Origin of the sequence: Bacillus sp. FSL E2-8868 (assembly GCF_038005505.1) — a bacterium.
Taxonomy (GTDB): Bacteria; Bacillota; Bacilli; order Bacillales; family Bacillaceae_G; genus Bacillus_A; species Bacillus_A mycoides.
Window position 1 is genome coordinate 1736816 of record NZ_JBBOTI010000002.1, and the last position, 12728, is coordinate 1749543.

General features: G+C 35.8%; 16 protein-coding genes and 1 riboswitch. Of the genes, 10 read left to right on the top strand and 6 right to left on the bottom strand.

Features of this window, described 5'->3' with window-relative positions; translation table 11 throughout:
- Window positions 1-10 precede the first annotated feature (10 nt).
- The 6 genes from NSS74_RS19850 to NSS74_RS19875 all read left to right on the top strand — a co-directional run bounded on the left by NSS74_RS19850 (window position 11) and on the right by NSS74_RS19875 (window position 3383).
- Complete coding sequence (locus NSS74_RS19850; RefSeq protein WP_002029888.1) at window positions 11-1120, top strand: GerAB/ArcD/ProY family transporter; 1110 nt, start codon at window positions 11-13, stop codon at window positions 1118-1120.
- A gap of 45 nt (window positions 1121-1165) precedes the next feature.
- On the top strand, window positions 1166-1675 hold the full coding sequence (locus NSS74_RS19855; protein ID WP_002125374.1) for a PCYCGC domain-containing protein: 510 nt from the start codon (window positions 1166-1168) through the stop codon (window positions 1673-1675).
- A gap of 121 nt (window positions 1676-1796) precedes the next feature.
- Window positions 1797-2045 (top strand): YhdB family protein, encoded by a 249-nt coding sequence (locus NSS74_RS19860; RefSeq protein WP_001195459.1) that lies wholly within the window; start codon window positions 1797-1799, stop codon window positions 2043-2045.
- 165 nt (window positions 2046-2210) lie between these two features.
- A complete protein-coding gene (locus tag NSS74_RS19865) occupies window positions 2211-2630 on the top strand; it encodes a disulfide formation protein C (RefSeq protein WP_002125372.1) in 420 nt (139 codons plus the stop codon).
- 12 nt (window positions 2631-2642) lie between these two features.
- The gene (locus tag NSS74_RS19870; protein ID WP_002029885.1) at window positions 2643-3095 is read left to right on the top strand and encodes a thioredoxin family protein; all 453 of its coding nucleotides are present in this window, start codon (window positions 2643-2645) and stop codon (window positions 3093-3095) included.
- A gap of 72 nt (window positions 3096-3167) precedes the next feature.
- Window positions 3168-3383 carry a DUF1540 domain-containing protein gene (locus tag NSS74_RS19875; RefSeq protein WP_012260348.1) on the top strand — a complete coding sequence of 72 codons (216 nt, stop codon included), beginning with the start codon at window positions 3168-3170 and terminating at the stop codon, window positions 3381-3383.
- 32 nt (window positions 3384-3415) lie between these two features.
- Here NSS74_RS19875 and NSS74_RS19880 read toward each other — a convergent pair whose 3' ends face one another.
- The 3 genes from NSS74_RS19880 to NSS74_RS19890 form a co-directional block, all read right to left on the bottom strand.
- The gene (locus NSS74_RS19880; RefSeq protein WP_002029881.1) at window positions 3416-3667 is read right to left on the bottom strand and encodes a hypothetical protein; all 252 of its coding nucleotides are present in this window, start codon (window positions 3665-3667) and stop codon (window positions 3416-3418) included.
- A 163-nt stretch (window positions 3668-3830) separates the two neighbouring features.
- Window positions 3831-4592 (bottom strand): L,D-transpeptidase, encoded by a 762-nt coding sequence (locus NSS74_RS19885; RefSeq protein ID WP_002029880.1) that lies wholly within the window; start codon window positions 4590-4592, stop codon window positions 3831-3833.
- A gap of 221 nt (window positions 4593-4813) precedes the next feature.
- On the bottom strand, window positions 4814-5680 hold the full coding sequence (locus NSS74_RS19890) for an SDR family oxidoreductase (protein ID WP_002087502.1): 867 nt from the start codon (window positions 5678-5680) through the stop codon (window positions 4814-4816).
- Between the two features lie 224 nt (window positions 5681-5904).
- On the opposite strand from NSS74_RS19890, the gene NSS74_RS19895 reads away from it, so the two are divergent.
- The 4 genes from NSS74_RS19895 (at window position 5905) to NSS74_RS19910 (ending at window position 11067) form a co-directional block, all read left to right on the top strand.
- On the top strand, window positions 5905-7206 hold the full coding sequence (locus tag NSS74_RS19895; RefSeq protein WP_002029878.1) for an NCS2 family permease: 1302 nt from the start codon (window positions 5905-5907) through the stop codon (window positions 7204-7206).
- Between the two features lie 92 nt (window positions 7207-7298).
- A riboswitch (SAM riboswitch) is annotated at window positions 7299-7404 on the top strand.
- An 87-nt stretch (window positions 7405-7491) separates the two neighbouring features.
- Window positions 7492-8604, top strand: a complete 1113-nt coding sequence (locus tag NSS74_RS19900) for a sugar ABC transporter substrate-binding protein (protein ID WP_002125355.1) — start codon at window positions 7492-7494, stop codon at window positions 8602-8604.
- Window positions 8601-10088 carry a sugar ABC transporter ATP-binding protein gene (locus tag NSS74_RS19905; protein WP_340814162.1) on the top strand — a complete coding sequence of 496 codons (1488 nt, stop codon included), beginning with the start codon at window positions 8601-8603 and terminating at the stop codon, window positions 10086-10088. The genes NSS74_RS19900 and NSS74_RS19905 overlap by 4 nt, the downstream gene beginning before the upstream one ends.
- Window positions 10072-11067: an ABC transporter permease gene (locus NSS74_RS19910; protein WP_001054974.1), complete on the top strand. Its 996-nt coding sequence runs from the start codon at window positions 10072-10074 to the stop codon at window positions 11065-11067. Before NSS74_RS19905 ends, NSS74_RS19910 begins: the two co-directional genes overlap by 17 nt.
- A 27-nt stretch (window positions 11068-11094) precedes the next feature.
- On the opposite strand, the gene NSS74_RS19915 is transcribed toward NSS74_RS19910, so the two are convergent.
- The 3 genes from NSS74_RS19915 to NSS74_RS19925 form a co-directional block, all read right to left on the bottom strand.
- Window positions 11095-11367 carry a hypothetical protein gene (locus NSS74_RS19915; protein WP_000143386.1) on the bottom strand — a complete coding sequence of 91 codons (273 nt, stop codon included), beginning with the start codon at window positions 11365-11367 and terminating at the stop codon, window positions 11095-11097.
- Between the two features lie 48 nt (window positions 11368-11415).
- Entirely contained in the window at window positions 11416-11619 is a 204-nt protein-coding gene (locus NSS74_RS19920; RefSeq protein ID WP_000432819.1) for a hypothetical protein, read from the bottom strand.
- 127 nt (window positions 11620-11746) lie between these two features.
- Entirely contained in the window at window positions 11747-12601 is an 855-nt protein-coding gene (locus NSS74_RS19925) for a patatin-like phospholipase family protein (RefSeq protein ID WP_002140445.1), read from the bottom strand.
- Window positions 12602-12728 lie beyond the last annotated feature (127 nt).

Genomic DNA, 12728 nt, shown 5'->3' on the forward strand with positions numbered 1-12728 from the left:
AGGTGCTGTAATGGCTGGACAAGATAAAACACATACTGTTTCCCCTTATTTCACATTTCTTCTATTACACTCCCTTCAAATTGGAGTAGGTGTGTTAGGATACCAAAGGATTATTGCGCAATATGCCGGTTATGATTCTTGGATTTCTCTTATTGTTGCGGGCATTGCAACTCATATCGTGCTATTTTGCATGCTTAAAATGTTAGAAAAAGATAATGATTTAATGAATATTCATACGACATGTTTCGGAAAGTGGATTGGAACATTTTTGTCCGTATGCTTTGCTGCATACCTTCTATTATTTTGCCTTACTGTCCTTCGTACATATATTGAAGTCATTCAAGTTTGGGTCTTCCCTACAATTAAACCGTGGAAATTAACTTTATTATTTTTACTTGTGACTTACTACGTAATTAAAGGTGGTTTTCGCTCTGTAACAGGAATATGTTTTTGGGGCGTCGTAATACCGATTTTCGTCCTATTTTTCTTAGTTTTCCCAATGAAATACGCGCATGTCCGTAACATTCTCCCAATTCTAACTCATTCACCTTTAGAAATTCTAACTGCAGCGAAATCATCTGCATTAGAATTTCTTGGATTTGAAGCAATTCTTGTTTTTTATCCATTTATAAAAAAAGAAAAATCATTAAATAAATGGGCGCACGGTGGTATTGCTTTTACAACAATTCTATACGTAATACTAGCCATTGTTTCCCTTATGTACTATAGCCAAGGACAACTACATCATACAATTTGGCCAACATTAACAATGCTAAAAATCATAAAGATTCCTTTTATCCAAAGGTTTGAGTACATCATTATTTTCATGTGGTATCTTATTATTTTACCTAATCTTTGTTTAACAATTTGGTCTTCTTGTTGCATTAGTAAAAGGTCTTTTCACGTACCATTTAAAATTACACTTCCATTTTTTATTGCAGCTATATTTATTTCATCCTTATTTTTCACAAACCGTGAAAGTATCAATACATTAAATACAGTACTGTCTCAAGCTGGTTTATATATTGTATACGCTTATATCCCAATTTTATTTCTATTCCATTCACTACGATGGCGCTTCAAAAATCAGTCGAAAAAATCTTCACCCGACACACCATGATATTTGATACAATTTGGTTAATACATTTGTAAAGGGGACAAGCGAATGAAAAAGTATGTATTTTCTTTACTTGCAGTACTGAGCCTAATTCTCGTTGGATGCGGGAGTACTAGTACAAATGACAAAAAATCTTCTGAATCAAAAGAAGAGCATGACCACGCATCACATACTCAGCAAGCTGATATTCAAGAAAAGACAAAAGGAGTCGACACACTCCCTACCTTCCTAGACAAGCTTGATCCGCAAATGAAAGATATCTACACTGTCGCTGGACAAAATGCAGAGCTATTAGATTGGATTCCATGTTACTGCGGTTGCGGTGAGAGTGTAGGACATAAAAACAATAAAAACTGCTTTATTCGTGAAATTAAAAAGAATGGTGAAGTTGTTTGGGATTCCCACGCAACAACTTGTGTCAACTGCCTAGAAATCGCGGTTGAATCGGCTTCCATGAAACAAAAAGGAAAATCAACGCTCGAAATTCGTAACTATATCGACAATAAATACAAAGAAGGGTATGGCAAGCCAACACCTACGCCAATGCCAAAAGCATAAAAACGAGGAAATCCCTCGTTTTTCTCTTTTCATTCACCTTTTTTCTTAACAAATTCTTTCAAGTGTATTTCTCCTTACTTGTCACACACTATATATAACTCCTCGGTAAGGAGGGTACACAGTGCAAACATATAACGACTATGATAAAGCTCTCTATTACACGTATTGCTGTAATTGGGATAAATTACTCGTTCTCATGGTTCAAACGAACGATCAATTATTTTCTAAGCGTATTGAGCATTTTTTACACGCTTATCAATACAGTAAAGAACTACCAGAAGTTGATAAACAATTGCAGCTCCTATTTCAATATATTGACCACGCATCCCAAAAGTCACATGTAGAAGAAGTAGAGCAAATTCAAATGTAAAATATAGCGCTATTCTCTTTATGAGAATAGCGCTTTTTTAAAATGTTTATATCAATAAAAGTTTCTCCTTATAAAACTTTTATTGATAAACATATTTTTTCTTTCTTTTCCCTACCACTTCATACTATAATTTAGTATGTAACTATTATAAGTGAGGTATAAAATATGGGACGAGAAAAAAAGCAAGAGTATGCTTTATTTGCTGCATGGGGAGCTTCGTTTATTGCTACATTAGGAAGTCTATACTTTTCCGAAATTATGAAATTTGAGCCTTGTGTCCTTTGTTGGTATCAACGTATTTTTATGTATCCATTTGTTTTATGGCTCGGTATCGCTGTAGTAAAGAAAGACTATCGCATTGCAAGTTATTCTTTACCAATCGCAAGTATTGGTGCTTGTATTTCTTTATATCACTATGCAATTCAAAAAATCGCAGCATTTTCAGCTGCTGGGGCAGCTTGCGGCCGCGTACCTTGTACGGGAGAATACATAAACTGGTTCGGCTTTGTGACAATCCCGTTTTTAGCACTTATCGGCTTTATCACAATCGCTGTTTGTAGCTTCATCGTAATTAAAAACAAATAAGGAGATGAAAGAATGAAAAAAATGCTTATATTTGGCGGTATTATTATCGCCTTGTTTGCAGCAATTTTCGCTGTAACACAAATGGAAGAAAAAAATGCTTCAACAAGCCAAAAAATTGATAATGCTACTAGTCAAACAGATGGTTCTGACTACTACACAAATAAAATCTCTCTTTCAGATCTCCAAAAGAATTTAAAAGAGAAAAAAGAAGAAACAGTATACTTTTATCAAACATCTTGCGTTCATTGCCAAAAATTATCTCCTATCGTAGTACCAATGGCTAAAGACTTGAATGTTGATATGAAAGTTATGGATATTGAAAAATTAGATGCTCCTTGGGATGAATATAAAATTAAAGGAACTCCAACAATCATTCATTTTAAAGACGGTAAAGAAGTGAGCCGTATTAGCGGCGAACAACCGGAAGACAAATTAAAAGAGTGGCTTGAGCAAACGAAAAAATAATAAGAAAAGGAAACTCCTTCTATACATGAAATGGGCGTAAAATCCCACACTAATGTATGAGGAGGGGGTTTTATGCCAGAAGTGAAATGCTCTGTTTCCAATTGCTCATTTTGGGGACAAGGTAACCTTTGTCAAGCAAGTGCAATCGTTGTTCAACCTGATGCACAAGAAGCAGGTCAAATTGAAAACAGTTCATATACAAACGCTACTTTAACAAACGAGACGCTTGAAAGTTCTGTAACAGCGAGTGTAGAAACGTGTTGTCATACATTTAAACCGAAATATTAAACGTAAAAGCATACGATTAGTCGTATGCTTTTTTACATTCCTCTCCAAACATCATGCATCATAAAAAAGTACAAAATAACGAGAAGGACCGTCCCGCATAAAGTAATGCGCCGATATACACTCTTCTCCCCTTCCCTCGCTTTAACAAATGCCCAAATAAATCCAACGAACAATATTAAATCAATATATGGAACATAAAAGGAGAAGACGAGTAACGCATATAAATACACGATAAATAAACAAGTCGTGATTAAGAAAATTTTAAATGCAAATTCACTTTTCATAATGTGACCGCCCCCCAGTCTGTACTGTATTATATTCAGCAAAACATAATAGTTGCTGTTTCAATTTTTTTATCTCACTATTTACAGGCGCGCGATTGGTATGAAATCATTAAAACCAACTAAACTTCATCACAAATAAGCTACCGCCTATACACGGTAGCTATTATGGAACATTATATTTCCTTTTATATATGTTACTTAAAATCGAATAAGGTAATTGCTCATAACGAATTTTTTCTCCCGTTACATCTACAATATACAAATTGTTTCCTATATAATAGGTTCCATCTTTTCGTTTTGAATACACTGTATATTTTTCATTTGGCAATACCGTTTTTACTTTCGTCAATTGTCCATTTGGTTCTTGCCAATATATATTTACACGATCTACTAACGTAAGCATTCCAATTTGTTCTTCTTCTACTTTACGACCATTCCAACTCACAACCCGATAACCAAGCTTATACGCTTCATATTCGGGACTCGTATGAAAACGAGAAATAATTACTTTCGTCTGTAATTGTACCCGGTCGTATAACCATTGTATGTCCCGATCGTGCATGCGAATACAACCATTCGACTCCCTGCTTCCAATCGTCCATTCCCGATTTGTTCCATGAATTGCATATTCCTTTTTATCTAGACCTAACCACCTCGTACCGAGAGGGTTATTCGGAGCACCCCCAGCTATTTTTTTACGATGGTATTCTTTATTTTTATATTTAGTTATAATACAAAAATTACCCTCAGGCGTCGGGGTCCTGTCTTTTCCTGTCGTTATCGGAAATGTCTTAGTATAGTTTCCATCTTCAAAAAAAGACAGCTGATTCGTCGTAAGGTTAACTAATATTAAATGATCTGTATTAGCAAAAACGCTAGCTGGCAGGCAGAAAAATAGGATTACGATAAACCATACTTTCTTCATCTAAATCCTCCCTAGCACTAACATCATAATAAAGTGAAACTTTACTCGTTGGGGGATTTTGTCCATCCCCACTGAGGATTAGCCTTCACCAATCGAGCATTTACGGACATTTATCTCCCACCTAACTTCCTTGTATTCACCGAATTGTTAGGTAGGAGTCTTACTGCCCGCAAATAGCGGGATAAATACAATTAACTTTACTTTGCTCTTATAAATGAAAACTATCCATTCACAATTACTCCACCATTTACATGCATCATCTGTCCCGTTACATATGCCGAATCACTAGACGCTAAATATACATATGCAGGCGCTAATTCATACGGCTGACCAGGCCTTTGCATAGGAACATTACTCCCAAACTGTGATACTTTTTTCTCATCAAAACTGGATGGAATAAGCGGTGTCCAAATTGGGCCTGGTGCAACACCATTTACACGAATTCCCTTTTGTACTAACGACTGAGATAGCGATCTTGTAAAAGCGACAATCGCTCCTTTCGTTGCAGAATAATCAATCAACGTTTCATTTCCTTCATACGCAACGATAGATGCCGTGTTTATAATTACATCCCCTTGCTTTAAATGAGAGAGGGCTGCTTTTGTAACATGAAAATAAGAAAAAATATTAATACGGAACGTTTTTTCTAGCTGTTCCGCTGTAATATACTCTAGTCCTTGCTGCGGATATTGCTGTGCGACGTTATTCACAAGAACATTTAGCCCCCCTAGCTGCTGGGCGGTCTCTTCTACAATCTCTTTACAATGTTGTTCATTACTCAAATCTCCCGGCAATAATACACAATTCACGCCTTCTTTTTCCACAAGTTGTTTCGTCTCAGTTGCATCTTCGTCCTCATCTAAATAAGCAATCGCAATATTTGCTCCCTCTTTTGCAAAAGCGATAGAAACAGCTCTTCCAATCCCGCTATCTCCTCCTGTAATTAATACATTCTTTCCTTTTAACTTTTCACTTCCTTTATAATTTGGATCTTCAAACTTTGGAAGAGGATTCATTAACGATTCAATACCAGGTTGTTTATTTTGATGTTGTGCTGGCATTGTTAAAAAGTTTTTTTGCTGCGGCATAACTTCCTTCAACTCCTTTCCCCTTATAATGCGCACAATAAAAAAAACTACTTACACATTAAAGAACCGCAATGCACACACAGTTTTACGATTAATATTCGAATTTACGACATAAAATATGAGTTGTTCTAAAGTTTTTATGCAAAACTATTGCAAAATAGTTAAAAAACGAATATTATATATAACTGTTGTGAAAATTATTCGTAAAAAGAAAGGATGTTTATATGTTTAACCTTTCAAAACATAAAACTTCTATTAAAACTGAAATTATGGCAGGTATTATTACCTTTTTAACAATGGCATATATCATTGTCGTAAACCCTGTCATCCTTGGGGATGCAGGTGTTCCGTTTGAACAAGCATTTACAGCTACAATTATCGCTGCTGTTGTCGGAACATTATTTATGGCGATCTTTACTAATTTACCAATCGCAATTGCACCAGGTATGGGATTAAATGCTTACTTCTCTTATTCTGTTGTAAAAGCCCATGAAGGCATGACTTTCGCAATTGCATTCTCTGCTGTATTCGTAGCAGGTATGATTTTAATTTTGTTATCATTCACATCTTTCCGTACGAAATTAATGGAAGTAATTCCTGAGAACTTAAAACATGCACTTACTGCTGGTATCGGTCTTTTTATTGCTTTTATCGGTTTGCGCTTAACGGGAATTGTTACAAAAAATGATGCAAACTTAGTTGGGCTTGGCGATCTTCACTCTGCTCCAGTTCTACTAGCATTAGCTGGCCTTGGAATTACAATTATCCTTATGTCTTTAAATATAAACGGGGCACTATTTATCGGAATGTTATTAACTGGTATTATCGCTTACTTCACAGGTCAATTAACATTCTCAAGCGGCGTTACATCAATGCCTGGATTACCAGAAGGAATTATCGTTTCAAATCCAATTACTGCTGTATCTGATGTAATTAACTACGGATTATACGGCGTTGTCTTCTCATTCTTCCTTGTTACACTATTTGATACAACAGGTACACTACTTGGCGTTGCACAACAAGGTGGATTTATGAAAGATGGAAAGCTTCCAAAAGCAGGACGAGCTCTTCTATCTGACTCATTCTCAGCAACAATTGGAGCTATGTTCGGAACAACACCATCAACAGCTTACATTGAATCATCTGCTGGTGTTGCAGCTGGTGGTCGTACTGGTTTAACAACTGTTACAGTAGCTGTTCTATTTGCATTAGCAGCATTCTTCGGACCGTTAGTGAGCGCTGTTTCTGGCGTTTCAGCTATTACAGCACCATCACTAATTATCGTTGGTAGTCTTATGATGGGCTCAGTTCGCCACATCGATTGGGATACATTCGATGAAGCATTCCCAGCATTTTTAGTAATCTTAAGCATGCCACTTACATCAAGTATCTCAACAGGTATTGCACTTGGATTTATTTCATACCCACTTATGAAAGTGGCAAAAGGACAATTCCGTGCTGTTCACCCACTTGTGTATTTATTCGGGATCTTGTTCGCTTATCAATTAGTTTTCTTACCACATTAAAATCCCTCGTTGTGAGGGATTTTTTATTTACAAAAAAACATTTGACAACAGCATACACTTATGGAATAATTCGAAATAGTTAAATATTCGATGTCTTATCAAGAGCAGGTGGAGGGATGAGCCCTACGAAGCCCGGCAACCGACCCATTTATGGGCACGGTGCTAATTCTTACAACACATTGTGTTGAAAGATAAGAGTAATATGATAAGACGTCTTTTCTATATGAAAAGACGTTTTTATTTTCACTCCCTCCTCTCTTTTCTTAATTTAGGAGGGATTTTTTTATGAAAAAATTATGTTCCACCGTACTCATTATTCTCTTACTCGCATTAACAGCTTGCACAAATGAACAAGATGCTATCTCTTCACAAAAGCAACAAACGGTGAAGAAAGAAACTACTACAGCAGCAAATCATTTACAAACAGAAATTCCAAGCCAAGTAAAAAAGCCATTAAAAATCGCATTAATTATGCAAATGTCCATCGGAACTTTTTCCTCTCAATATATTGAGGGTGTCAAAAAACAAGTCGAGCTATTCGGCGGCAGTGTGCAAGTCTACAATTCTGATAATGATTTAGCAAAAATGGCAGCAAATCTAGATACTGCTATTAATTCAAAAGTTGATGGTATTTTAATTGATCACGGTCGCTCTGAAGCACTAAAACCCGGAGTAGAAAAAGCATTACAAGCGAATATTCCTGTAGTTGCATTTGATAACGACCTACGCTTACCAGGCGTAACGATTATTGATCAAGATGACTATAGTCTTGCATGGAAATCATTAAAAACGTTAGCGGAAGATCTGAATGGACAAGGGAATATCGCCGTCGTATGGGTTGGCGGATTTGCTCCAATGGAACGTCGCAATGTTATCATTGATGCTTTTTATAAACGTTATCCAAATATAAAAGAAGTTGCACGCTTTGGTACCGCTAGTAATAACACACCACTTGATACGCAAACACAAGTAGAGGCTTTACTAAAAAAATATCCGAAAAAAGGTGATTTACAAGCTATTTTCGCTTCGTGGGATGAGTTTGCTAAGGGGGCCGTCAAAGCACTCGAACAAGCTGGTCGTACAGATATAAAAGTATACAGCATTGACTTAAGTAATGAAGATTTACAACTCATGCAAAAAGAAAATTCACCTTGGACTGCTACGGCTGCAACCGATCCAGCTGAAGTCGGTAAAGTTCAAGTGCGTTTCTTATACAAGAAAATCGCTGGTGAACAAACGCCAGATATTTATTCACTAGAACCTTATTTAGTAAAGAAAAATAGTTTGCCACAAGAAAATATAACGATGGATCAATTATCAAAACATATAAACGGTTGGGGAGACTCGAAAGATGCATATTCACCTTGGATGAAAAAATTAGAGAAGGAGAAAAAATGATGACATTCTCTCTTCAAAACATTACACATTCTTATCACATCTCTACCCCTGTACTAGAAAATGTTTCTATTAACATACAAAAAGGAAAAGTTCACGCTTTACTAGGAATGAATGGTGCAGGAAAAAGTACTTTACTAAAAATAGCAACTGGTGAAATTCAACCAGTTGCTGGGAATATAAAAATTGATAATCAGTCTATTTCCTTTACTTCACCACGCGATGCAAAAAAACATGGTATTTCTTTCGTAACACAAGAAGTGGATCACGGACTTATTCCTGGATTATCTGTATTAGAAAATGTACTAATCGATCATTTAGCAATGCAAAATAAAGTACTATTTTCAAAGTCAAAATTAGTCTCACTCGCTAAACAACATTTGCAAACTGTACAGGCTGATTTAAATGTTTCGGAAGATGTTTCAAACTGCTCATTACATGAAAAACAATTACTTCTTATCGCAAGAGCTTTATCCAACAATACAAATTATCTTTTATTAGATGAGCCTACTTCTTCTCTTGGACCGAAAGAAGTTGAAACCTTCGGGCAACTATTAAAAGATTTAACATTGAAAGGAATTGGCATCATCTTAATTTCTCATCGTTTATCAGAGATTCGAAATTTCGCGGATGATGTAACCGTATTACATAACGGTAAAGTTGCACTTTCTGAAGCGATCACAAAGGTTACAGATCAACAAATTGTGGAAGCGATGACTGGAAAACAACTTACACTTCCTATTAATACAGCGCCAAAACGAGGGAGCGAAGAATTATTTAAAGTACAAGAACTTCCATTACACAAAGACCATTGTCCCCTTTCTCTCACCGTACGGAAAGGTGAAACTGTTGTGATATACGGATTAATTGGCAGTGGCAAAACAACACTTGCTGAAACGTTATTTGGTACTCGTCATACTTATCACGCAGAAATAGATGGTCAAACAATAACAATTAAAACACCGCGAGATGCGATTAAAGCAAAGATCGCACTTGTACCAGAGGAAAGAAGAAAACAAGGCGTATTTCTTTCGGAAGATATTATAAGCCACACTAATTTACACCAATCAGGTTGGAGACGAAAGCAAACCGAAGTAAATAATGCTACTACAGCAATTTCTTCTTTCAGCATTTCACCCAATGACCCAAAAGCATTTATTCATTCACTTAGCGGTGGAAACCAGCAAAAAGTCTCCATTGCAAAGTGGCATGGATTCAAACCGAATCTATTTCTTTTGGACGAGCCAACTAAAGGTGTAGACATAGCTGCAAAACAAGACATTTTTCAATTCATTCGTAACATTACTGAAAACGGAAGTTCCGTAATTTACTTCACAGGAGAACAAGATGAAGCACTACATATCGCTGATCGCATTCTTATACTCGCAAACGGAGAATTTGTAGGTGAATACTTACCAGACGAACTATCTCCTGAACAGCTTTTACATTTATCTGAAGGGAGTTATTCCATTGAATCTCGTTCATAAAACAAAAACTAAGAAACTATATTTACCTACTCATCTTTTTTATCAATTTAGTACGATTGCTATCATTATAGGTGTTACAATTTTCTTCTCTATCGTCAACGATTCTTTTTTAACATACAACAATATTAGTGATATTTTACGTTCCATTTCTATCGTAACGTTACTTGCAATTGGTGTTACCTTTACATTAATTGTAGATGGATTTGATTTATCAGTCGGCTCTACCGCTAGTTTAGCAACTATTGCCGCTGCTTCCTGTCTCATTTTATATCGACAAGAACTATTAGTCACACTCCTTGTTCCTATTCTTTGTGGGCTATTAGTTGGATTATTAAATGCACTACTCGTTATCCGAATTAAACTACCAGATTTACTAGCTACATTAAGTATCATGTATATCGTGAATGGACTACACTTAACATTTTCAAAAGGATCTTCTATTTATGAAGGAATGTCTGGTGCCAAAGGACATTTTATTCCATCCTTTTTATTTATCGGTCAAGGTTCTGTGTTAGGAATTCCAGTCCCTGTCATTATCATGCTTATCGTCGTTTTAATTGCATATGTATTTTTAGAAAAAACAACGTACGGTCGTTTCTTTTATATGACAGGTGGGAATCGAGAAGCTGCTAGACTAGCTGGTATTCCTACTGATCGTTACCGTGTATATGCTTATATGATTAGCGGTTTACTTGCCTCTATTGGCGGTATTATTCTATGTAGCCGCGTTGGAACAGGACAAGTTTCAGCTGGCGCCCCATTATTAATGGATGCAGTTGCAGCTGCCTATATCGGTTATGCAATGTTCGGTGCTAAGAAACCAAATGTCATCGGAACATTTCTTGGTTCCGTATTAATTGGAATCATATTAAACGGCCTTACAATGATGAACGTTCCTTATTATGCGCAAGATATCATTAAAGGCAGTATTTTAATTGCAGCTTTAGCCTTTTCATTTATTAAAAAGAAGCGTAAATAAAAAAGTAGCGCATCGAATTCCGATGCGCTACTTTCCTTTTGCAACAATCACACGAACTACTTTCAACGCAAAAAGCAAAAGACCGTTCGCTATTGCTGTAACACCTAAGAAGATTGCTATCATAAGCTCTCCCATTCCGTTATTAAATATAAAAATAATAGAAGAAATGAAAGCCAAAATAAACAATATGAACGCTGGTATATATTTAATAAAAGGCTTCTCAAATGATCTTTTAGAAAGAAGAAATGTAATTAACAATGTCATAATAAAAACAAAATATACCGCAAATAAAAAAGTCATATGAAAGCCTCCTCTACGACCAAACTACTTAAAAGAGGTTAGAAACCTTTAATATTTCTCATTTACCTGCAATTCTTTACTATACTTTTGAATGAACACTGATGAAATAACCATTACCATTCCTATACTAAAACCAATAAGCTGATCTAATAACATTTCATCATGAATGAACCAGCGCAGTAGAAATACGCCACCAAAAATAAGCAACATTGTAAATCCAGTATGTCTAAGCCCTTTATATACATTTTCCATATGTATCACCTCTCTACATACTTTTATCCATATTATACCATAATCCCAAAATGTATATAACCAACATTCGGTATTGAAACCAATAATAAAAAAGGCTGCAGAGAACTCCTTCTCCACAGCCTAATTATTATTTTTGCAAAAACGCCTGTAAATCTGCAAATTGTCTCTTTGCATCTTCATAGCCTTGCTCATATAAACTTTGTAATTTAGCCGTATCCTTTTCCATACGATCTACTTGAAGCGGCACTTCTGGGCGAATAACAAATAAATTACCAGCTTGCTCTTCTTTTTCAATGTAGTGAAGTGTTTCATTATACACTTCATAACGATTCAGCATCGTATTTACAAGGTTTGGATACTTCTTATAAGCCTTTGCTGCAATCCAACCAAATTTTGATTTTTTCTTCGCGTAACCATGATTTCTCGTCAAAATAACGACTGATTTTTTAAATCCATCTTCCTGTGCTTTACGAACTGGAATCGGATCTGAAATCCCGCCATCTAACAATTGCTTACCTCGGTAGTTTACTGCCGGTGCAATGAAAGGTAATGAACTAGATGCTTGCAATAAATTTAGTGCATCATCATTCGTTCCCTCTTTTTCAAAATAAACAGACTGTCCTGTTTCACAATCAGTTGTTCCTACAAGGAAACGCTCTGGACTATTAAAGTATGTTTCAAAATCAAACGGTACATGCTTTTCTGGAATTTCATGAAAAATGAATTCCATATCAAATAGCTGACGTTTTTTCCACAAGTTTTTATACGATAAATACTGCGGATGTGATGCATAATCAATATTTACTGTTTTATTTCTATTTCTTTGTCTGGAAAGATACGACGCTGCATGACAAGCACCAGCTGATACACCAATTACATATGGAAAATATAAATCTTGTTCCATAAAATATTCTAATATCCCGCCCGTATATACACCACGCATACCGCCGCCTTCTAATACTAACCCCGTATTTTCAAGCATGTTATTCTCTCCTCTTTATATATATTGACTCTTTAATTATTCACTATGTTAAGTATCTTTTTCTATTATATATGAGTTCTTTCAGAAATTATATTGAAAAGGCTTGAAATGGAGGGGTTTTTTCTTC